Source organism: uncultured Escherichia sp. (assembly GCF_948475835.1).
Lineage (GTDB): Bacteria > Pseudomonadota > Gammaproteobacteria > Enterobacterales > Enterobacteriaceae > ECMA0423.
This window is the reverse complement of record NZ_CAOLGM010000004.1, coordinates 53,273-73,983: the sequence shown is the minus strand read 5'-3', so window position 1 is coordinate 73,983 and position 20,711 is coordinate 53,273. Positions and strand designations below refer to the sequence as shown.

Genomic DNA, 20,711 nt, shown 5'->3' with positions numbered 1-20,711 from the left:
ATCTAAGGAAGCAATAAGAATATGAGACAGGTTAACTTTGATGTCATTAATTTCATTGTCAGTAGCTTTCTTATTATTAAGAAGATAATTATTTACTGCGTTAAGGTCATCTATTTCTTTCAGTATCCCTTTTTCACCAAGCAAGTATGAAATCGATTCATTACATACATAAGGCATTAATAGCAGATGTTCTTTCCTTATTGCTAATAATGCATTATTCAATGGTTTTTCTAATAAATCCGTAATCGTAGAATCAACTGAATCTTTACAACTCACCTGCGAGTTATTCAAGTCCTGAGAATTATTTAACTCCTGCGGAATATTTAATAGACGAGCTATTTCCTTGTTAGCTTCGCGTTGGTAACACGCCAGAATCTTGTTAGTAATCAGGTGTAATGAACTCTCATCTTTTCTTTCAAAGGACTTCCCTTCATAACGATTAGTCGAACCATCAGGTTGTGTAAATATAATGACTGTATGTCCTTCACGAATCCCATTATTAAAAGCTGAGGCAAGTGTAATTTCTATTTCCACCTTAGATAAATCCGCTCGCTCCCCTTCAGGATTATTCATAACAAACTTCATTATCTCACTACCATCATTATTTTTGATATAAGATGAGGACTTAATATGAGCCATCATATTTCTACCCGCTTCGTTGGAGCGTTTGCTAAAATCCACATAACTCAGGGTAAATATCTTAGCCAAAAACTCCAAAAATGCTCTGGGAGAAAGAATATTGCTTCTGCTATTCTGCCCTCCGGCAATTCGGGCAAAATCATTCATTCCCACATACCAGGTATCTAAGTCTTCATTTTTTTGTTTACAATTGTCGGCTGATGTAATGTTTTGAGAAAAATTCCAACCTGATATTTTGCTCATGACGGACTCCTTGAGTTAATAAGAACGTCTAAGCATTACAAATTTTACTCACAAAAAAATATCAAAAAACGCTCTTTTCACAAACTCGCCGTAAATCTGGAGTTATTTACGGCGAAAAGTCATCACGCCATCAGCATCTTCACTACTGCTTTGCGAACCTGGGCTGGTGCACCCACTGCGCACAGCGGTTTATGCACTTCCCCCGGATAAAACACAACAAAATCACCTTCATTAAGGATAACTGTTTTCTCATCAACGCCTTCCGGCAAAAATGCGATGTCTTTATCAGCTAACCAGTCGGTATCCGGCGTGCCTGCAGGTTGCGTGCTGAAGGTCATGCCTTCCTGACCTTTTAACACAATCTGAATGTCGAGATAGCGGGCATGGTACTCCGCACGGCGGGCTTCGTACGGCTCGGTCATATCTTCCGAGATAAGATAAAACAGACGATTGCCTTCGATATCGTGCTTGCCCTTTGGCGTTTCTGCCGTAACGTGTGCTTTGATATGCTCAATCGCCTGGCGTAACTCCTGGGGTAGCCACGGCTGAAGATTATGAATATTTCCGATGATCATCTTTTCCACTCCTTAATTAAAACAACGTTTCATTTCTATCGTTATACGAAAAGATGATCAATTCCGCTAGCCTTAACGCGTGAATTATTGTCTTATCACAACTTATCGGCAGGCGCGTTCCCGCCTTTCGGATCAAGGCCAGCATCACTCCTTGAGAAGAGTTTTTATCGCTTCCCCCGCCAGTGCAGCTGTTGCACAGAGTTGTTCGATTGAGTGCCCCTCCCGTGCCTTCGCAGAAAGCCCTGACATCACGGTACTCATAAAATCAGTCACACATTGTGCGCTTTGTGGATGCCGCCTGGCGATATAGTCATAAATGGTCGTTTCTGCGGCGTGATAATATTGAACGGCAATATCACGCGCTAGTGGATCATGACTATGAATACCTTCAAGAACCATACAGCCAGCGCAGCCGCCGTTTTGGCTATATCTGCGCGCCGCTTCTTTTAATACCTCAACCAGGCACTCGCCTACTGGACGATCATCACGAAGAATATCGGCAAGCGGAATAGCTTCCGTACCGACGTATTCATTGAGTACACGGCTAAATAACCCAGCTTTACTGCCAAAAGCCGCGTAGAGGCTCGGGGGGTTAATACCAAGATAATCAGTAACTTCAGCAACACTGACAGCATCGAAACCTTTTTGGTGAAAAAGCACTTTTGCCGCAGAGATTGCCTGCTCAGGAGCGAAACGTCTGGGACGACCTGGAACGCGAGATTGTTTTTTAGTGACCATTACAAAACCTGTTGACAGAAAGTTAAAACAGTTTTGTAATGCATGTTACATAATAAATCAAGGAGTCCTTATGGGCGCTTTTACAGGTAAGACAGTTCTCATCCTCGGTGGCAGTCGTGGTATCGGTGCCGCTATCGTACGTCGTTTCGTCACCGATGGGGCCAATGTACGATTCACCTATGCGGGGTCGAAAGATGCCGCTGAACGCCTGGCACAAGAGACGGGAGCGACAGCAGTATTCACAGATAGTGCTGACAGAGACGCTGTTATTGATGTCGTTCGTAAGAGCGGCGCATTGGATATCCTCGTGGTAAATGCAGGTATTGGCGTCTTTGGCGATGCCCTGGAATTAAATGCCGACGATATTGATCACCTTTTCAAAATCAATATTCATGCTCCTTACCATGCCTCCGTTGAAGCCGCCCGGCAGATGCCCGAAGGCGGGCGCATCTTAATCATCGGCTCCGTGAATGGCGATCGTATGCCTGTTGCAGGCATGGCTGCTTATGCCGCCAGCAAATCTGCCCTGCAAGGCATGGCGCGCGGGCTGGCCCGTGATTTTGGACCGCGTGGGATCACCATCAACGTCGTCCAGCCAGGGCCAATTGATACCGACGCTAATCCCGCCAACGGGCCAATGCGCGATATGTTGCATAGTTTGATGGCTATCAAAAGACATGGGCAACCGGAAGAGGTCGCTGGTATGGTCGCATGGTTAGCAGGGCCAGAAGCCAGTTTTGTTACCGGCGCGATGCATACCATTGATGGCGCGTTTGGCGCATAACCGACTACGCTCAATTAAGCCCAGCCATTATCCATGATGTCTGGGTTTTGTTTACTCACGTCGTCCGCTAAAAGCGGCTCCTGGTAAATATAAATCTTCTGTTCATGTCGTAAATCTTGAGGATAACCAAATGGTAGAAAGAACCGCTGTTTTCCCTGCAGGCCGACATTCACTGTATGCTGAACATCGTTATTCTGCGGCTATTCGTTCCGGCGATTTGCTGTTTGTTTCCGGGCAAGTAGGAAGTCGAGAGGACGGAACACCAGAACCCGATTTTCAGCAACAAGTCAGACTGGCATTTGATAATTTGCATGCGACCCTGGCTGCTGCGGGATGCACTTTTGACGATATCATTGATGTTACGAGCTTCCATACCGATCCAGAAAACCAATTTGAAGACATCATGACGGTGAAAAATGAAATATTTAGCGCCCCACCTTATCCAAACTGGACGGCGGTAGGTGTTACATGGCTGGCAGGCTTTGATTTTGAAATTAAAGTGATAGCGCGCATCCCTGAGCAGTAAGCAATAGTGTTAGCCGTTCGTTTTCACACTCCGCCCTATAAGTCGGATGAATGGAATAAAATGCATATCTGATTGCGTGAAAGTGAAAAAGAAAAAAGCAGGAAATGTCTGCAATTATTGATACCGAACGACCGTTCCCCTGCAGAATCACAACAAATAAAAATGCATGCATTTTGACTTATAATTCAAATAAACCGTTTGCGCTGACAAAATATTGCATCAAATGCTTGCACCGCTTCTGACGATGAGTATAATGCCGGACAATTTGCCGGGAGGATGTATGGTTCAGTGTGTTCGACATTTTGTCTTACCGCGTCTGAAAAAAGACGCTGGCCTGCCGTTTTTCTTCCCGTTGATCACCCATTCCCAGCCCCTCAATCGAGGGGCTTTTTTTTGCCCAGGCGTCAGGAGATAAAAGATGGCTAATCCGCTATATCAGAAACATATCATTTCCATAAACGACCTTAGTCGCGATGACCTTAATCTGGTGCTGGCGACAGCGGCGAAACTGAAAGCAAACCCGCAACCAGAGCTGTTGAAGCACAAAGTCATTGCCAGCTGTTTCTTCGAAGCCTCTACCCGTACCCGCCTCTCTTTCGAAACATCTATGCACCGCCTGGGTGCCAGCGTGGTGGGCTTCTCCGACAGCGCCAATACATCACTGGGTAAAAAGGGCGAAACGCTGGCCGATACCATTTCGGTTATCAGCACTTACGTCGATGCGATAGTGATGCGTCATCCGCAGGAAGGTGCGGCGCGCCTGGCCACCGAGTTTTCCGGCAATGTACCGGTACTGAATGCCGGTGATGGCTCCAACCAACATCCGACGCAAACCTTGCTGGACTTATTCACTATTCAGGAAACCCAGGGGCGTCTGGACAATCTCCACGTCGCAATGGTTGGTGACCTGAAATATGGCCGCACCGTTCACTCCCTGACTCAGGCGTTAGCGAAGTTCGACGGCAACCGTTTTTACTTCATCGCGCCGGACGCGCTGGCAATGCCGCAATACATTCTGGATATGCTCGATGAAAAAGGGATCGCATGGAGTCTGCACAGCTCTATTGAAGAAGTGATGGCGGAAGTAGACATCCTGTACATGACCCGCGTGCAAAAAGAGCGTCTGGACCCGTCCGAGTACGCCAACGTGAAAGCGCAGTTTGTTCTTCGCGCCAGCGATCTCCACAACGCCAAAGCCAATATGAAAGTGCTGCATCCGCTGCCGCGTGTTGATGAGATTGCGACGGATGTTGATAAAACGCCACACGCCTGGTACTTCCAGCAGGCAGGCAACGGGATTTTCGCTCGCCAGGCGTTACTGGCACTGGTTCTGAATCGCGATCTGGTACTGTAAGGGGAAATAGAGATGACACACGATAATAAATTGCAGGTTGAAGCTATTAAACGCGGCACGGTAATTGACCATATCCCCGCCCAGATCGGTTTTAAGCTGTTGAGTCTGTTCAAGCTGACCGAAACGGATCAGCGCATCACCATCGGTCTGAACTTGCCTTCTGGCGAGATGGGCCGCAAAGATCTGATCAAAATCGAAAATACCTTTTTGAGTGAAGATCAGGTAGATCAACTGGCATTGTATGCGCCGCAAGCCACGGTTAACCGTATCGACAACTATGAAGTGGTGGGTAAATCGCGCCCCAGTCTGCCAGAGCGCATCGACAATGTGCTGGTCTGCCCGAACAGCAACTGTATCAGCCATGCCGAACCGGTTTCTTCCAGCTTTGCCGTGCGAAAACGCGCCAATGACATCGCGCTCAAATGCAAATACTGTGAAAAAGAGTTTTCCCATAATGTGGTGCTGGCCAATTAATTGCGGTTGGTAATAAAAGTCTGGCTCCCTATAATGAGCCAGACTTTTTACCGCTGTAATAAAGGAGAAATCATGAGCAAAACTATCGCGACGGAAAATGCACCGGCAGCTATCGGTCCTTACGTACAGGGCGTTGATCTGGGCAATATGATCATCACCTCCGGCCAGATCCCGGTAAATCCGAAAACGGGCGAAGTACCGGCAGACGTCGCTGCACAGGCACGTCAGTCGCTGGATAACGTAAAAGCGATTGTCGAAGCCGCTGGCCTGAAAGTGGGCGATATCGTTAAAACCACCGTGTTTGTGAAAGATCTGAACGACTTCGCAACCGTAAACGCCACTTACGAAGCCTTCTTCACCGAACACAACGCCACCTTCCCGGCACGTTCTTGCGTTGAAGTTGCCCGTCTGCCGAAAGACGTAAAAATTGAGATCGAAGCGATCGCTGTTCGTCGCTAATCTTGATGGAAATCCGGGCTATCATGCCCGGATTAAGTCTGATGACAAACGCAAAATCGCCTGATGCGCTACGCTTATCAGGCCTACGTGATTCCTGCAATTTATTGAATTTGTTGGCCGGATAAGGCATTTACGCCGCATCCGGCATGAACAAAGCTTACTTTGTCTGCAATCTGAATCGGGGCTATCGTGCCCAGTTTATTCTTTACTGCCAGCCGTAACGACGGCTATAAAATCCTTTCACCAACTGAGTTAATGTCATATACCCTGCCAGAATCGCAACCAGCCACGGGAAATAGCTTAACGGCAGCGCCTGCAGTTGCAGATAACTGGCCAGCGGTGAAAACGGCAATGCGATCCCGACAATCATCACGATCACGGTCATGATCATTAACGGCCACGATGCACAGCTCTGAATAAACGGCACACGGCGGGTGCGGATCATATGCACAATCAGCGTTTGCGACAGTAAGCCCACCACAAACCATCCCGACTGGAACAGCGTTTGCGTTTCCGGCGTGTTGGCATGGAATACCCACCACATCAGGCAAAACGTCAGAATATCGAAGATCGAGCTGATCGGTCCGAAGAAGATCATAAAGCGCCCCAGATCCGCCGGATTCCAACGTTGCGGCTTTTGAATTTGCTCGTCGTCGACGTTATCAAACGGGATCGCCACCTGTGACACATCGTACAGCAAGTTCTGAATAAGCAAGTGTAACGGCAACATCGGCAGGAAGGGCAAGAAAGCACTCGCCACCAGCACGCTGAACACATTACCGAAGTTAGAGCTCGCCGTCATTTTGATGTATTTCAGCATGTTGGCGAAAGTGCGACGTCCCTCAATAACCCCCTCTTCCAGCACCATCAGGCTTTTTTCCAGCAGGATGATATCAGCCGCTTCACGGGCGATATCTACCGCGCCGTCCACAGAAATGCCGATATCCGCAGCGCGTAAGGCGGGCGCATCATTAATACCATCGCCCATAAAGCCAACCACATGCCCTTCGCGCTTCAGTAAGGTCACAATGCGTTCTTTATGCATCGGCGTCAGGCGGGCAAACAGCGTGGTGCGCTGTGCAAGATTTGCCAGTTCGTCGTCAGATAGCGTTTCAATATCACTACCAATGACCACCTCTCCCGCGTCCAGCCCCACTTCATGGCACACTTTCGCTGCAACTAACTCACTGTCGCCAGTAAGGATTTTTACGGTAATGCCACTCGCTTTTAATGCCTTCAGTGCCGGAGCGGTTGTCTCTTTTGGCGGATCAAGGAAAGCAATATATCCTTCGAGGATCAGGTCGGATTCATCCGCCCGCTGGTAATCTCCTTCACGCGCTGGCAGGTATTTCGTCGCCACCGCAACCACGCGCAGCCCCTGACGATTAAGCGTATCAGTAACCCGCTTAATCTTACGCAGCATGATGTCATCGAGCGGCACAATCTCGCCATTGTGACGCACCTGCGAACACACATTGAGGATTTCCTGCAATGCACCTTTGCAAACCAGCTGATGGTGCTCGGTATTTTCTGCCACTACCACCGACATCCGGCGACGCTCGAAATCAAACGGAATCTCATCAATTTTTTGCCAACGACTGGCCAGCGAGCGCGCTGACTCTTCATCCGTACCTTCGAGCACCGCTGTATCGAGCAGGTTTTTAAGTCCGGTCTGATAATGACTGTTCAACCACGCGCTATGCAGCACGCGTTCGCTGGTTTTACCGGAGATATCGGTATGATTCTCCAGCACAATTTTGTCCTGTGTCAGGGTGCCAGTTTTATCAGTGCACAGAATATCCATTGCGCCAAAGTTCTGAATAGCATCCAGATGTTTGACGATCACTTTCTGTTTCGACAGCTTTACTGCGCCGCGCGCCAGCGTCGAGGTAACAATCATCGGCAACATTTCCGGCGTTAAGCCTACCGCGACCGAAAGCGCAAACAGTGCCGCTTCCCACCAGTCGCCTTTGGTGTAACCATTGATTAACAGCACCACCGGAGCCATCACCAGCATAAAGCGAATCAGCAGCATACTGACGCGGCTGATCCCTTGCTGAAAGGCATTCGGCTCGCTTTCCTGCTCACTAACACGCCCCGCCAGTTGACCAAACCAGGTATTGGCACCTGTAGCAATCACCATTGCTTGTGCCGTGCCGCTCACCACGGTGGTGCCCATAAAACACAGCGTGTCGCACTCCAGCGGATTGCTGTGCTCCGGCTGGCGAGTGGTAGCGGCTTTTTCCACGGGCAGAGACTCACCGGTTAACGACGCCTGAGCGACGAACAGATCCCGCGCCTGCAAGATACGTAAATCTGCCGGGATCATATCTCCCGCCGCCAGTTTTATAATATCGCCGGGCACCAGCTGGTCGATCGGGATCTCCAGCCAGCCATTTTCGCCTTTGTCGTTAATTACGCGCAGCACCGTCGCGGTATTGCTGACCATCGCTTTCAGGGCATCTGCCGCTTTAGTGGAACGTGCTTCCTGAATAAAGTTCAGTAACGTTGAAATAGCGACCATTAGCGCAATAACGCCCGCGGCAAATAAATCTTCCGTGGCGTAAGAAATAGCGCCGAGAATGGTGAGTAAAATATTAAATGGGTTGCGATAGCAGACCCATAAATGTACCCACCACGGCGACGGTTGTTGTGCGGGTAATTTATTTTCACCATGTTGTTCGCGGGCAGATTCCACTTCCGCCTGATTTAACCCTTCCGGATGGGTGTCGAACGTTTTCCATAATTCTTCTTCGGGCATCACCGCCATTTTCAGGCAATGCGCACTTAAGGACGGCGGGACCACCGTATTCACTGTCTGCTGCGCGCCAGGCAATGGATCACGATGAACCAGACGGGAAGGTAAATGGCGAATGAGCCGGGTAAAGATTTCTTTAAACATAAGGAGTCCCTCCGCACTGTCTGAAACAGTACAGAAATGTCTTCAGGCGTGGCGAAGCCTTACCTGAAGGTAATAAAGCTGAGCAGGGACGTTAAAACGTCACGGCCTTACGCATCCGGTAACGCCGTGAAAAGACGGGCTTACCGGAAAAGTTTTAATCTCCGTCGAGGGAGAGGCGTGGGATCAGGTTCCATATAACCTCCGGTAAGTGAATAAAGCGCCGCAAATAATAAGGAGAATCCAATAATATTCGTAGCATCTATGGCGATATAATACCTGCTGGCAACTAAACCAACGATAAACCAGACTTTACCCATTGCTGAATGCACGGGTAAAGTTAGGCTCAAATAATTAAACAACACGTTACAGGACAACAGGATGCAAAATCGGCTGACCATCAAAGACATCGCACGCTTAAGCGGCGTGGGGAAATCTACAGTTTCCCGGGTGCTGAATAACGAAAGCGGCGTGAGCCAGCGCACCCGCGAGCGTGTTGAAGCAGTGATGAATCAGCATGGATTTTCCCCTTCCCGCTCTGCGCGCGCTATGCGTGGGCAAAGCGATAAAGTGGTCGCCATCATTGTTACCCGCCTGGATTCGTTGTCAGAAAATCTCGCCGTTCAAACCATGCTGCCAGCGTTCTATGAACAAGGTTACGACCCAATCATGATGGAAAGTCAGTTTTCCCCGCAATTAGTTGCCGAACATTTGGGGGTGCTGAAACGGCGTAATATCGACGGCGTAGTGCTGTTCGGTTTTACTGGCATAACAGAAGAAATGTTAGCCCACTGGCAGTCATCGCTGGTTCTGCTGGCGCGTGACGCAAAAGGTTTTGCTTCGGTCTGTTATGACGACGAAGGGGCAATCAAGATCCTGATGCAACGGCTGTATGACCAGGGGCATCGTAATATCAGTTATCTCGGCGTGCCGCATAGTGACGTGACGACCGGGAAGCGACGTCACGAAGCCTACCTGGCGTTCTGCAAAGCGCATAAACTGCATCCCGTTGCCGCTCTGCCAGGCCTTGCTATGAAGCAAGGCTATGAGAACGTAGCAAAAGTGATTACGCCTGAAACTACCGCCTTACTGTGCGCAACCGACACGCTGGCACTTGGCGCAAGTAAATACCTGCAAGAGCAACGCATCGACACCTTGCAACTGGCGAGCGTCGGTAATACGCCATTAATGAAATTCCTCCATCCGGAGATCGTCACCGTAGATCCTGGTTACGCCGAAGCTGGACGCCAGGCGGCCTGCCAATTGATCGCACAGGTAACCGGGCGCAGCGAACCGCAACAAATCATCATCCCCGCCACCCTGTCCTGATCGTTTCCTGAACGATAAATTGTGATCTTCGCTGCGTTTCGGGAACGTTCCCGTTTTTAAATTTTTCCGCGCAATATATTCTGCAGCCAACCAAAAATGTCATCTGCCATGGGGCTTTATGATGAGCAAAATAAACCAAACGGATATCGATCGGTTGATTGAACTGGTCGGCGGGCGCGGCAATATTGCGACGGTGAGCCACTGTATTACTCGCCTGCGCTTTGTCCTCAACCAACCGGCCAATGCCAGACCGAAAGAAATTGAGCAACTCCCCATGGTGAAAGGCTGTTTCACCAATGCCGGGCAATTTCAGGTGGTGATTGGCACCAATGTGGGTGATTACTATCAAGCACTGATTGCGTCAACCGGACAGGCGCAGGTTGATAAAGAGCAGGTAAAAAAAGCCGCCCGGCAGAATATGAAATGGCATGAGCAATTGATCTCTCATTTCGCGGAGATCTTCTTCCCGCTGCTGCCCGCGTTGATTAGCGGCGGTTTGATCCTCGGTTTTCGCAATGTGATCGGCGATTTGCCCATGAGCAACGGTCAGACGCTGGCGCAAATGTACCCTTCCCTGCAAACGATCTACGATTTTCTGTGGTTGATCGGTGAAGCGATCTTCTTCTACCTGCCGGTCGGTATTTGCTGGTCAGCGGTGAAAAAAATGGGCGGCACGCCGATCCTTGGTATCGTGCTTGGCGTGACACTGGTTTCTCCCCAGCTGATGAACGCTTATCTGCTCGGGCAGCAGCTGCCGGAAGTGTGGGACTTTGGCATGTTCAGCATCGCCAAAGTAGGCTATCAGGCGCAGGTGATCCCGGCACTGTTAGCCGGGCTGGCGCTGGGCGTTATTGAAACTCGCCTTAAACGCATCGTGCCGGATTACCTCTATCTGGTGGTGGTGCCCGTCTGTTCGCTGATCCTCGCGGTGTTCCTCGCCCATGCGCTGATTGGTCCGTTTGGTCGCATGATTGGCGATGGCGTTGCCTTTGCGGTACGTCACCTGATGACCGGCAGCTTTGCTCCGATTGGCGCAGCATTGTTTGGCTTCCTGTACGCCCCGCTGGTGATCACCGGTGTACACCAGACCACGCTTGCTATTGATTTGCAGATGATTCAAAGCATGGGTGGCACGCCAGTGTGGCCGCTGATTGCGCTGTCGAATATCGCTCAGGGCTCCGCCGTGATAGGCATTATCATTTCCAGCCGCAAGCACAATGAACGCGAGATCTCCGTGCCTGCCGCTATCTCCGCCTGGCTTGGGGTCACTGAGCCTGCAATGTACGGCATCAACCTGAAATATCGCTTCCCGATGCTGTGCGCGATGATTGGTTCTGGTCTGGCAGGATTACTATGCGGCCTGAACGGCGTTATGGCGAATGGTATCGGCGTAGGGGGCCTGCCGGGAATTCTCTCGATTCAACCGAGCTACTGGCAGGTATTTGCGCTGGCAATGGCTATCGCCATCATCATCCCGATTGTACTCACCTCGTTTATCTATCAGCGGAAATACCGCCTGGGCACGCTGGACATTGTTTAATTTTCTTCGGGGCGCAATTGCGCCCCCTCGCATTTGCAGGAATAACGTAATGACTAATCTTCCCCACTGGTGGCAAAACGGCGTTATCTACCAGATTTATCCAAAGAGTTTTCAGGACACCACGGGTAGCGGCACCGGCGATTTACGTGGCGTTATCCAACGCCTGGACTATCTGCATAAACTGGGCGTTGATGCCATCTGGCTAACCCCCTTTTATGTCTCTCCCCAGGTCGATAACGGTTACGATGTAGCGAACTATACGGCGATTGATCCCACCTACGGCACGCTGGACGATTTTGACGAACTGGTGACGCAGGCAAAATCGCGCGGGATTCGTATCATTCTCGATATGGTGTTTAACCATACCTCTACCCAACATGCCTGGTTTCGCGAGGCGCTGAACAAAGAAAGCCCTTACCGCCAGTTTTATATCTGGCGCGATGGCGAACCAGAAACGCCACCGAACAACTGGCGTTCAAAATTTGGCGGTAGTGCGTGGCGCTGGCATGCGGAAAGCGAACAGTACTATTTGCATCTCTTTGCACCAGAACAGGCGGATCTCAACTGGGAGAATCCAGCGGTACGCGCAGAGCTGAAAAAAGTCTGTGAATTCTGGGCCGATCGTGGGGTCGACGGGTTGCGCCTAGATGTGGTGAATCTGATCTCCAAAGACCCGCGTTTCCCTGAAGACCTGGATGGCGACGGGCGTCGCTTCTACACCGACGGGCCACGAGCACACGAGTTTTTGCACGAGATGAACCGCGATGTGTTTACGCCACGCGGGTTAATGACCGTAGGTGAAATGTCCTCCACCAGCCTTGAGCATTGCCAGCGATACGCGGCACTGACAGGCAGTGAATTGTCGATGACCTTTAATTTTCATCACCTGAAGGTCGATTATCCCGGTGGTGAAAAATGGACGCTGGCTAAACCTGACTTTGTGGCGTTGAAAACATTGTTCCGCCACTGGCAACAAGGAATGCACAACGTGGCATGGAATGCCTTGTTCTGGTGTAACCACGATCAGCCGCGCATTGTTTCTCGCTTTGGTGATGAAGGTGAATACCGCGTGCCTGCGGCAAAAATGCTGGCGATGGTGCTGCATGGCATGCAGGGAACGCCGTATATCTACCAGGGCGAAGAGATTGGCATGACCAACCCGCATTTCACGCGCATTACTGACTATCGCGACGTGGAGAGCCTAAATATGTTTGCCGAGCTGCGCAACGATGGTCGTGATGCCGACGAGTTATTGGCAATCCTCGCCAGTAAATCCCGTGACAACAGCCGCACGCCCATGCAATGGAGCAACGGCGATAATGCCGGGTTTACGGCTGGCGAACCGTGGATTGGCCTGGGCGATAACTATCAAAAAATCAACGTAGAAGCCGCGCTGGCCGATGAGTCCTCGGTGTTTTACACCTACCAAAAGTTAATCGCACTGCGTAAGCAAGAAGCCATCCTGACATGGGGCAATTACCAGGATCTGCTGCCAAACAGCCCTGTATTGTGGTGCTATCGCCGTGAATGGAAGGGGCAAACCTTGCTGGTCATTGCCAACCTTAGCCGTGAGATCCAACCCTGGCAGCCAGGGCAAATGCGCGGCAACTGGCAGCTTGTGATGCATAACTACGAAGAAGCCTCACCACAACCCTGTGCCATGAATTTACGGCCTTTTGAGGCTGTCTGGTGGTTACAGAAGTAAATCTTCCCTAAGCCCCGGTAATGCCGGTCATTCCGGGGTTTTGTCTGTCAGCATGTTGTTTTTGTTGATTTTTCAACCAGCAAATTCATTAAAAAATTTACATAACGCTGTAGCGCCCGTCATCCGTACGCTCTGCTTTTTACTTTGAGCTACATCAAAAAAAGTTAAAACATCCTTGATGCAAAGCACTATATATAGACTTTAAAATGCGTCCAAACCCAATATGTTGTATTAATCGACTATAATTGCTACTACAGCTCCCCACGAAAAAGGTGCGGCGTTGTGGATAAGCGGATGGCGATTGCGGAAAGCACCGGAAAACGAAACGAAAAAACCGGAAAACGCCTTTCCCAATTTCTGTGGATAACCTGTTCTTAAAAATATGGAGCGATCATGACACCGCATGTGATGAAACGAGACGGCTGCAAAGTGCCGTTTAAATCAGAGCGCATCAAAGAAGCGATTCTGCGTGCAGCTAAAGCAGCGGAAGTCGATGATGCCGATTATTGCGCCACTGTTGCCGCGGTTGTCAGCGAGCAGATGCAGGGCCGCAACCAGGTGGATATCAATGAGATCCAGACCGCAGTTGAAAATCAGCTGATGTCAGGTCCATACAAACAACTGGCTCGTGCTTACATCGAGTACCGTCACGATCGCGACATTGAACGTGAAAAACGCGGTCGCCTGAACCAGGAGATCCGTGGTCTGGTCGAGCAGACCAACGCCTCGTTACTCAACGAAAACGCCAACAAAGACAGCAAGGTGATTCCAACCCAGCGCGACCTGCTGGCCGGGATCGTGGCTAAACACTATGCACGTCAGCACCTGCTGCCGCGTGACGTGGTGCAGGCACATGAGCGTGGCGATATTCACTATCACGATCTCGATTACTCGCCGTTTTTCCCGATGTTCAACTGCATGTTGATCGACCTGAAAGGCATGCTGACCCAGGGCTTTAAGATGGGGAACGCCGAGATTGAACCGCCGAAGTCGATCTCTACGGCAACCGCGGTAACTGCGCAGATTATTGCTCAGGTCGCCAGCCATATTTATGGCGGCACCACCATTAACCGTATCGATGAAGTGCTGGCGCCGTTTGTTACCGCCAGCTACAACAAACATCGCAAGACCGCAGAAGAGTGGAACATCCCGGACGCCGAAGGCTACGCAAACTCTCGTACCATCAAAGAGTGCTACGATGCCTTCCAGTCGCTGGAGTACGAAGTAAACACCCTGCACACCGCCAACGGTCAGACGCCGTTTGTAACCTTTGGTTTTGGTCTGGGCACCAGCTGGGAATCGCGCCTGATTCAGGAATCGATCCTGCGTAACCGTATCGCAGGCCTCGGTAAAAACCGTAAAACTGCGGTGTTCCCGAAACTGGTGTTTGCGATTCGCGATGGTCTGAACCATAAAAAAGGCGATCCGAACTACGACATCAAACAGCTGGCGCTGGAGTGCGCAAGCAAGCGCATGTATCCGGATATCCTGAACTACGATCAGGTAGTGAAAGTCACCGGTTCGTTTAAAACCCCGATGGGCTGCCGCAGCTTCCTCGGCGTGTGGGAAAATGAAAACGGCGAGCAGATCCACGATGGTCGTAACAACCTCGGCGTGATCAGCCTGAACCTGCCGCGTATTGCTCTGGAAGCAAAAGGCGATGAAGCCACCTTCTGGAAGCTGCTGGATGAACGTCTGGTGCTGGCACGTAAGGCGCTGATGACCCGTATCGCTCGTCTCGAAGGCGTGAAAGCGCGCGTCGCCCCGATCCTCTATATGGAAGGTGCTTGTGGCGTACGTCTGAATGCTGACGATGATGTTTCTGAAATCTTCAAAAACGGTCGTGCGTCTATTTCGCTGGGTTACATCGGCATCCACGAAACCATTAACGCGCTGTTCGGCGGCGAGCATGTTTACGACAACGAGCAGCTTCGCGCGAAAGGTATCGCCATTGTTGAACGTCTGCGTCAGGCAGTGGATCAGTGGAAAGAAGAAACGGGTTATGGTTTCAGTCTCTACAGCACGCCGAGTGAAAACCTGTGCGACCGCTTCTGCCGTCTCGATACTGCTGAGTTTGGCGTGGTGCCGGGCGTGACCGATAAAGGTTACTACACCAACAGTTTCCACCTCGATGTGGAGAAGAAGGTGAACCCGTACGACAAGATCGACTTTGAAGCGCCTTACCCGCCGCTGGCGAACGGTGGTTTCATTTGCTACGGCGAGTATCCAAACATTCAGCACAACCTGAAGGCGCTGGAAGATGTCTGGGATTACAGCTATCAGCATGTACCGTATTACGGCACCAATACACCGATTGATGAGTGCTACGAGTGTGGCTTTACCGGTGAGTTCGAGTGCACCAGCAAAGGCTTCACTTGCCCGAAATGTGGTAACCATGACGCCTCCCGTGTGTCGGTAACTCGCCGCGTGTGCGGATATTTAGGTAGCCCGGATGCACGTCCGTTTAACGCTGGTAAGCAGGAAGAAGTTAAGCGCCGCGTTAAACATTTGGGGAATGGGCAGATAGGTTAATCTTCACTCTGCGCTAAGCAAATGCCGGATGCGGCGTAAACGCCTTATCCGGCCTACATTTGGCAACGGCTCCAGGCCTGATAAGACGCGACAGCGTCGCATCAGGCATTGATTACCGGATGCAGCCTACACGCGGACTGATAAGCCAGGCGAAATAATGAATTATCATCAGTACTATCCTGTCGACATCGTCAACGGCCCCGGCACTCGCTGCACCCTGTTTGTCTCCGGGTGTGTTCATGAATGCCCCGGTTGCTATAACAAAAGCACATGGCGGGTAAATTCTGGTCAGCCATTTACCAAAGCAATGGAAGACCAGATCATTAACGATCTGAATGACACTCGTATCAAACGCCAGGGTATTTCCCTCTCCGGCGGCGATCCGCTGCATCCGCAAAACGTGCCGGATATTCTGAAACTGGTACAACGCATCCGCGCCGAGTGTCCGGGTAAAGACATCTGGGTGTGGACAGGCTATAAACTCGACGAACTCAACGCTACGCAAATGCAGGTTGTTGATTTGATTAACGTGCTGGTCGACGGCAAGTTTGTGCAGGATTTAAAAGACCCTTCCCTGATCTGGCGCGGCAGCAGCAATCAGGTGGTGCATCATTTGCGATGATAAGTTCCCTGTTACCTGAGTGCAGGCAACAGGGAAATGAGGAATTAACGATACTTCTGGTGATAGGCGTTGCGGGTCGTTTTCAGTTGCTCTGCGGCGGCCTGCGCTTCTTTTACTTTACCTTCATTTGCCAGCTTCAGCGCGTCGTCAATCTGACCGACCAGAATGTCGAAACCGTGGCGGAAATCTTTCATTTCCGGGCTGTCCGGTGATTTATCTTCGAGCTTCGGCGGCGTTGCTTTTTGCGCATCCAGCGCTGCGGCGCGCATCATCGTTAACGCGTCTTTGACTTGCGCCGCGTTATCCGCTTTTTCGATCACTTTTAAATTGTCGTTGAGGGTTTCCATATTGTCTTCAAGATCAGCGGCAAACGACGCAGAACTGAATACCAACGAGGAGACTGCAAGAATAGCTAACAGGCTTTTACGCATTGCTCACTTCCTTTTTTATTTACACTTCATCCTTCACACTGCCTCATCGACGGCTACGCTCATTCGCCCGGGTCACGTACTGCGAGTACGCTCCCCGGCCCTCATTCACTTTCCGTCTCGATGCAGTGCGAATGATTTTGTGTAATTTTTTAGTTTATAGCGCGGCAGGTCGCGCCAGTTTTTTACTGCCCGGCGATTTTCATCTCCGGCAACAGCACAGAACCACACTGTATATTACTGCGTGTTTCAATATCGTTACCGACGGTGACAATATTGCGCCACATATCTTTTAAATTACCTGCGATGGTGATTTCACTAACGGGATACTGAATTTCGCCATTCTCTACCCAGAAGCCCGCTGCACCACGGGAATAATCACCGGTAATGGCACTCACGCCCTGGCCCATCAGCTCCGTCACCACCAGCCCGGTGCCCATCTCTTTGAGCATTTGTTCGAAGCTTAGCCCTTGTCCGGCAATCCGCCAGTTGTGAATACCGCCCGCATGTCCGGTGCTTTTCAGCCCCAGTTTCCGCGCCGAGTAGCTGGTCAGCAGCCACTGAGTCAGGATGCCATCTTTAATAATATCGCGACGCTCGGTGCGCACACCTTCGCTGTCGAATGGCGTCGACGCCAGCCCTTTCAGCAGATGCGGATGCTCTTCAATGGTCAGCCAGTCCGGCAGAATTTGTTTACCCAGCGAATCCAGCAGAAAGGTAGATTTACGGTAAACCGAGCCACCCGCTATCGCCCCCACCAGATGGCCAAAAAGCCCGGTTGCCACTTCATTGGCAAAAATGACTGGCGCTTTCATGGTGGAGAGTTTACGCGGTGACAGGCGCGATAAAGTACGGCGAGCACAGTCGGCCCCAACCCACTCTGGCGTTTGCAGATCGCTCATCGCACGACCAATGGTGTAGGCGTAATCACGCTCCATATCGCCATTTTCTTCGGCAATTACACAGCTGGAGAGTGAATGACGCGTAGAGCAGTAACCCTGCAACATGCCGTGGCTGTTGCCAAAAACTTTGACACCGTAGTGGCTGTTAAAACTGCCGCCTTCGGTATTGGTAATGCGTTTGTCCGCCTGCAATGCCGCCTGTTCTGCGCGGGCCGCCAGTTCAATGGCTTCATCCGGGGAAACTTCCGCAGGGTGGAACAAGTCGAGATCTGGTGCGTCAAAGGCCAGCAGCTCTTTGTCTGCCACGCCGGCACAGGGATCTGGCGAGGTATAACGGGCAATATCCAGCGCCGCCTGTACGGTGCGGGCAATGGCCTGCGGGCTTAAATCGGTGGATGATGCGCTACCTTTGCGGTTCTGGTGATAAACAGTGATCCCCAGCGCGCCATCGCTATTGAATTCAACATTCTCCACTTCACCATAACGCGTGCTTACGCTAATGCCGGTGGTCTTGCTGACGGCAACTTCCGCACCGTCCGATTTGCCTGAGGCCAACTCCAGCGCAGTGGAAACTGCTTCTTCCAGAATCTTGCGCTGCGCTTCAACTTGAGAGATTACTTTCATTGCAAGTGCCATAATGTAGAGAGTTTCTCTGAAGTCTAACAGAGAACCGTTTTTCAGTGCGCATCTTAACTGGTAACATTAGCCTCTTTTTTTAAGGAGCCTGAGATGACTAAGCAGCCCGAAGACTGGCTCGACGACGTTCCCGGTGATGACATCGAAGACGAAGACGATGAAATTATCTGGGTCAGTAAAAGTGAAATTAAACGTGATGCCGAGGAGCTAAAACGCCTTGGCGCGGAAATTGTTGATCTGGGGAAAAACGCGCTGGATAAGATCCCGTTAGATGCGGATCTGCGCGCGGCTATTGAGCTCGCCCAGCGTATTAAGATGGAAGGTCGCCGCCGCCAGTTGCAGCTCATCGGTAAGATGCTGCGCCAGCGCGACGTAGAGCCTATTCGTCAGGCGCTGGATAAGCTGAAAAACCGTCACAACCAGCAGGTGGTGCTGTTCCATAAACTGGAAAACCTGCGCGATCGTCTGATCGATCAAGGTGATGACGCCATCGCTGAAGTATTGAATCTGTGGCCCGATGCCGATCGTCAGCAGCTGCGTACTCTGATCCGTAACGCGAAGAAAGAGAAAGAAGGGAATAAGCCGCCGAAATCCGCACGCCAGATTTTCCAGTATCTGCGCGAACTGGCGGAGAATGAAGGGTAATTTTCGTTGTTGATGTGAGTATGGTTTGCCGGATGCGGTGCACCTGTAGGCCGGATAAGACGCATCAAGCGTCGCATCAGGCACTATGCTCAAATGCCGGATGCGGCGTAAACGCCTTATCCGGCAATGCTATCTCAGGCTGAGGCCGAATTACTGCGCAGCTTCCGCCTTCTTCGCCAGACCATCCAGCAGTTTCTGATGGATCCCACCAAAACCGCCGTTGCTCATGACCAGAATATGGTCGCCAGGCTGAGCGGTTTTCACCACCATATCTGCCAGCGTATCCACATCGCCACTCCAGTGTGCAGGCTGAACGCAGGCTTCTGCCACTTCTGCCACCTGCCACGGAATATGCGCCGGTTGCAGCAGGAAGACTTCATCGGCACGACCTAATGAAGGTGCCAGATCGTCTTTGCAGATCCCCATTTTCATGGTATTCGAGCGCGGCTCCAGCACAGCAATAATGCGCGCCGTACCACCAACTTTGCCACGCAGCGCCGCAAGCGTTGCCAGAATTGCCGTCGGGTGATGGGCAAAATCGTCATATACCGTCACGCCATTCGCTTCACCACGCAACTCCAGACGGCGACGAGCGTTAATAAACGAACCCAGCGCGTTAGCGGCATCTGCAGGCGCTACACCAACATGGCGAGCCGCCGCAATCGCCATCAGGCCATTGTGCATATTATGTTCGCCCACCAGCGACCATTTCACTTCGCCCACTTTTTCGCCATCCAGCAAGACTTCCCATTCAGAAGCGTCAGTGGTCAGCTTTTTCGCCTGCCAGTGACCCTGCTCACCCACCAGCTCCTGCTCGCTCCAGCAGCCCATCGCCATGGTCTGTTTCAGGTTGATGTCATTTTCCGGCCAGATAATACGGCCCTGCCCCGGAACGATACGCACCAGATGGTGGAACTGTTTCTGGATCGCTTTCAGGTCGTCAAAGATATCGGCGTGATCGAACTCAAGGTTGTTGAGGATCAGCGTACGCGGGCAGTAATGGACAAATTTAGAGCGTTTGTCGAAGAAGGCGCAGTCATACTCATCCGCTTCGATAACAAAGAAGTCGCTTTCGCCCAGACGCGCCGAAACCTCAAAGTTCCCCGGCACACCGCCGATCACAAATCCCGGTTTGTAACCGCACTGTTCCAGAATCCAGGTCGCCATTCCCGCGGTGGTAGTTTTGCCGTGTGTACCGGCAACGGCCAGCACCCAGCGGTCGCGCAGCACAAAATCGTGCAGCCACTGTGGACCTGACATATAAGGGATGTTTTTTTCCAGTACCGCTTCCACACACGGATTTCCACGGGTCATGGCGTTGCCAATAATCACCAGATCCGGCTGCGGATCGAGCTGGCTGGCATCGTAACCCTGAATCAGCTCAATGCCTTGCTTCTCAAGTAAGGTGCTCATCGGCGGATACACATTGGCGTCCGAACCCGTTACTTCATGGCCTAACTGGCGCGCCAGCATCGCCAGACCGCCCATAAATGTGCCACAAATTCCTAAAATATGAATGCGCATACGTCACTATCCTTTTTTAATCTGCCGCTCATTTTACGCATATGTCGGGCAAGTGAGAAACGCATTTCAGGATAATCCGCAATTTGCTGGCGCGATTCACCTGAGCGCAACATTGAGATTATTTGTTAAGATTGTTGCGGTCGCTTTACTCCATAAA

The 20,711-nt window shown here is 51.1% G+C and carries 20 protein-coding genes; 12 read left to right on the top strand and 8 right to left on the bottom strand.

The features are described 5' to 3' along the window. The 3 genes from QZF50_RS01810 to QZF50_RS01800 all read right to left on the bottom strand — a co-directional run. A partial coding sequence (locus QZF50_RS01810) for a DNA-binding protein (RefSeq protein ID WP_290388812.1) occupies window positions 1-882 on the bottom strand: 882 nt, incomplete at its 3' end. 122 nt (window positions 883-1,004) lie between these two features. Then, complete coding sequence (gene tabA, locus QZF50_RS01805; RefSeq protein ID WP_000583470.1) at window positions 1,005-1,457, bottom strand: toxin-antitoxin biofilm protein TabA; 453 nt, start codon at window positions 1,455-1,457, stop codon at window positions 1,005-1,007. A 144-nt stretch (window positions 1,458-1,601) separates the two neighbouring features. Continuing rightward, window positions 1,602-2,195, bottom strand: coding sequence for a TetR/AcrR family transcriptional regulator (locus tag QZF50_RS01800; protein WP_000256656.1), 594 nt, complete (start codon window positions 2,193-2,195; stop codon window positions 1,602-1,604). Window positions 2,196-2,265: 70 nt separating this feature from the next. Between QZF50_RS01800 and bdcA the strand changes: the two genes are divergently transcribed. The 6 genes from bdcA to ridA all read left to right on the top strand — a co-directional run bounded on the left by bdcA (window position 2,266) and on the right by ridA (window position 5,792). Then, window positions 2,266-2,979, top strand: a complete 714-nt coding sequence (gene bdcA, locus QZF50_RS01795; RefSeq protein WP_061892643.1) for an SDR family oxidoreductase — start codon at window positions 2,266-2,268, stop codon at window positions 2,977-2,979. 130 nt (window positions 2,980-3,109) lie between these two features. Further along, a complete protein-coding gene (locus QZF50_RS01790) occupies window positions 3,110-3,505 on the top strand; it encodes a RidA family protein (protein ID WP_000230281.1) in 396 nt (131 codons plus the stop codon). Between the two features lie 280 nt (window positions 3,506-3,785). Then, a complete protein-coding gene (gene pyrL / locus QZF50_RS01785; RefSeq protein WP_001296693.1) occupies window positions 3,786-3,920 on the top strand; it encodes a pyr operon leader peptide in 135 nt (44 codons plus the stop codon). A 3-nt stretch (window positions 3,921-3,923) separates the two neighbouring features. Then, window positions 3,924-4,859, top strand: coding sequence for an aspartate carbamoyltransferase (gene pyrB, locus QZF50_RS01780; protein WP_000013046.1), 936 nt, complete (start codon window positions 3,924-3,926; stop codon window positions 4,857-4,859). A 12-nt stretch (window positions 4,860-4,871) separates the two neighbouring features. Next, window positions 4,872-5,333, top strand: coding sequence for an aspartate carbamoyltransferase regulatory subunit (gene pyrI / locus QZF50_RS01775; RefSeq protein WP_000148581.1), 462 nt, complete (start codon window positions 4,872-4,874; stop codon window positions 5,331-5,333). Window positions 5,334-5,405: 72 nt separating this feature from the next. Continuing rightward, entirely contained in the window at window positions 5,406-5,792 is a 387-nt protein-coding gene (gene ridA, locus QZF50_RS01770; RefSeq protein ID WP_000047539.1) for a 2-iminobutanoate/2-iminopropanoate deaminase, read from the top strand. Window positions 5,793-5,997: 205 nt separating this feature from the next. Here the strand turns inward: ridA and mgtA are convergent, their stop codons facing one another. Both mgtA and mgtL read right to left on the bottom strand, forming a co-directional pair. Next, window positions 5,998-8,694, bottom strand: a complete 2,697-nt coding sequence (gene mgtA, locus QZF50_RS01765; RefSeq protein ID WP_000471889.1) for a magnesium-translocating P-type ATPase — start codon at window positions 8,692-8,694, stop codon at window positions 5,998-6,000. Window positions 8,695-8,834: 140 nt separating this feature from the next. Beyond that, window positions 8,835-8,888 (bottom strand): mgtA regulatory leader peptide MgtL, encoded by a 54-nt coding sequence (mgtL, locus tag QZF50_RS01760; protein ID WP_001387276.1) that lies wholly within the window; start codon window positions 8,886-8,888, stop codon window positions 8,835-8,837. Between the two features lie 184 nt (window positions 8,889-9,072). Between mgtL and treR the strand changes: the two genes are divergently transcribed. From treR to nrdG, 5 genes are all read left to right on the top strand, one after another. After that, entirely contained in the window at window positions 9,073-10,020 is a 948-nt protein-coding gene (gene treR, locus QZF50_RS01755) for a trehalose operon repressor TreR (protein WP_001181324.1), read from the top strand. Window positions 10,021-10,138: 118 nt separating this feature from the next. Then, entirely contained in the window at window positions 10,139-11,560 is a 1,422-nt protein-coding gene (gene treB, locus QZF50_RS01750; RefSeq protein WP_001299664.1) for a PTS trehalose transporter subunit IIBC, read from the top strand. Between the two features lie 49 nt (window positions 11,561-11,609). Continuing rightward, the gene (gene treC, locus QZF50_RS01745) at window positions 11,610-13,265 is read left to right on the top strand and encodes an alpha,alpha-phosphotrehalase (RefSeq protein ID WP_001349797.1); all 1,656 of its coding nucleotides are present in this window, start codon (window positions 11,610-11,612) and stop codon (window positions 13,263-13,265) included. Window positions 13,266-13,658: 393 nt separating this feature from the next. Then, window positions 13,659-15,797: an anaerobic ribonucleoside-triphosphate reductase gene (gene nrdD / locus QZF50_RS01740; protein ID WP_000187778.1), complete on the top strand. Its 2,139-nt coding sequence runs from the start codon at window positions 13,659-13,661 to the stop codon at window positions 15,795-15,797. A 157-nt stretch (window positions 15,798-15,954) separates the two neighbouring features. Further along, window positions 15,955-16,419 (top strand): anaerobic ribonucleoside-triphosphate reductase-activating protein, encoded by a 465-nt coding sequence (gene nrdG, locus QZF50_RS01735; RefSeq protein WP_001106236.1) that lies wholly within the window; start codon window positions 15,955-15,957, stop codon window positions 16,417-16,419. A 44-nt stretch (window positions 16,420-16,463) separates the two neighbouring features. On the opposite strand, the gene cybC is transcribed toward nrdG, so the two are convergent. Together cybC and pmbA are read right to left on the bottom strand one after the other, a co-directional pair. Further along, window positions 16,464-16,850: a cytochrome b562 gene (cybC, locus tag QZF50_RS01730; RefSeq protein WP_001232243.1), complete on the bottom strand. Its 387-nt coding sequence runs from the start codon at window positions 16,848-16,850 to the stop codon at window positions 16,464-16,466. 182 nt (window positions 16,851-17,032) lie between these two features. Next, a complete protein-coding gene (gene pmbA, locus QZF50_RS01725) occupies window positions 17,033-18,385 on the bottom strand; it encodes a metalloprotease PmbA (protein WP_001162171.1) in 1,353 nt (450 codons plus the stop codon). Window positions 18,386-18,478: 93 nt separating this feature from the next. Between pmbA and yjgA the strand changes: the two genes are divergently transcribed. Next, window positions 18,479-19,030 carry a ribosome biogenesis factor YjgA gene (yjgA, locus tag QZF50_RS01720; RefSeq protein ID WP_000166270.1) on the top strand — a complete coding sequence of 184 codons (552 nt, stop codon included), beginning with the start codon at window positions 18,479-18,481 and terminating at the stop codon, window positions 19,028-19,030. Window positions 19,031-19,180: 150 nt separating this feature from the next. Here yjgA and mpl read toward each other — a convergent pair whose 3' ends face one another. Further along, the gene (mpl, locus tag QZF50_RS01715) at window positions 19,181-20,554 is read right to left on the bottom strand and encodes a UDP-N-acetylmuramate:L-alanyl-gamma-D-glutamyl-meso-diaminopimelate ligase (RefSeq protein ID WP_001219792.1); all 1,374 of its coding nucleotides are present in this window, start codon (window positions 20,552-20,554) and stop codon (window positions 19,181-19,183) included. Window positions 20,555-20,711 lie beyond the last annotated feature (157 nt).

What these genes read in the sequence shown, in the direction of transcription:
- QZF50_RS01800 (WP_000256656.1), bottom strand. Translation starts at nt 2,195, where the DNA reads ATGGTCACTAAAAAACAATCTCGCGTTCCAGGTCGTCCCAGACGTTTC.
- treC (WP_001349797.1), top strand. Translation starts at nt 11,610, where the DNA reads ATGACTAATCTTCCCCACTGGTGGCAAAACGGCGTTATCTACCAGATT.
- yjgA (WP_000166270.1), top strand. Translation starts at nt 18,479, where the DNA reads ATGACTAAGCAGCCCGAAGACTGGCTCGACGACGTTCCCGGTGATGAC.
- mgtA (WP_000471889.1), bottom strand. Translation starts at nt 8,694, where the DNA reads ATGTTTAAAGAAATCTTTACCCGGCTCATTCGCCATTTACCTTCCCGT.
- tabA (WP_000583470.1), bottom strand. Translation starts at nt 1,457, where the DNA reads ATGATCATCGGAAATATTCATAATCTTCAGCCGTGGCTACCCCAGGAG.
- ridA (WP_000047539.1), top strand. Translation starts at nt 5,406, where the DNA reads ATGAGCAAAACTATCGCGACGGAAAATGCACCGGCAGCTATCGGTCCT.
- pmbA (WP_001162171.1), bottom strand. Translation starts at nt 18,385, where the DNA reads ATGGCACTTGCAATGAAAGTAATCTCTCAAGTTGAAGCGCAGCGCAAG.
- nrdG (WP_001106236.1), top strand. Translation starts at nt 15,955, where the DNA reads ATGAATTATCATCAGTACTATCCTGTCGACATCGTCAACGGCCCCGGC.
- mpl (WP_001219792.1), bottom strand. Translation starts at nt 20,554, where the DNA reads ATGCGCATTCATATTTTAGGAATTTGTGGCACATTTATGGGCGGTCTG.
- treB (WP_001299664.1), top strand. Translation starts at nt 10,139, where the DNA reads ATGATGAGCAAAATAAACCAAACGGATATCGATCGGTTGATTGAACTG.
- treR (WP_001181324.1), top strand. Translation starts at nt 9,073, where the DNA reads ATGCAAAATCGGCTGACCATCAAAGACATCGCACGCTTAAGCGGCGTG.
- pyrB (WP_000013046.1), top strand. Translation starts at nt 3,924, where the DNA reads ATGGCTAATCCGCTATATCAGAAACATATCATTTCCATAAACGACCTT.
- pyrL (WP_001296693.1), top strand. Translation starts at nt 3,786, where the DNA reads ATGGTTCAGTGTGTTCGACATTTTGTCTTACCGCGTCTGAAAAAAGAC.
- nrdD (WP_000187778.1), top strand. Translation starts at nt 13,659, where the DNA reads ATGACACCGCATGTGATGAAACGAGACGGCTGCAAAGTGCCGTTTAAA.
- cybC (WP_001232243.1), bottom strand. Translation starts at nt 16,850, where the DNA reads ATGCGTAAAAGCCTGTTAGCTATTCTTGCAGTCTCCTCGTTGGTATTC.
- bdcA (WP_061892643.1), top strand. Translation starts at nt 2,266, where the DNA reads ATGGGCGCTTTTACAGGTAAGACAGTTCTCATCCTCGGTGGCAGTCGT.
- QZF50_RS01790 (WP_000230281.1), top strand. Translation starts at nt 3,110, where the DNA reads ATGGTAGAAAGAACCGCTGTTTTCCCTGCAGGCCGACATTCACTGTAT.
- pyrI (WP_000148581.1), top strand. Translation starts at nt 4,872, where the DNA reads ATGACACACGATAATAAATTGCAGGTTGAAGCTATTAAACGCGGCACG.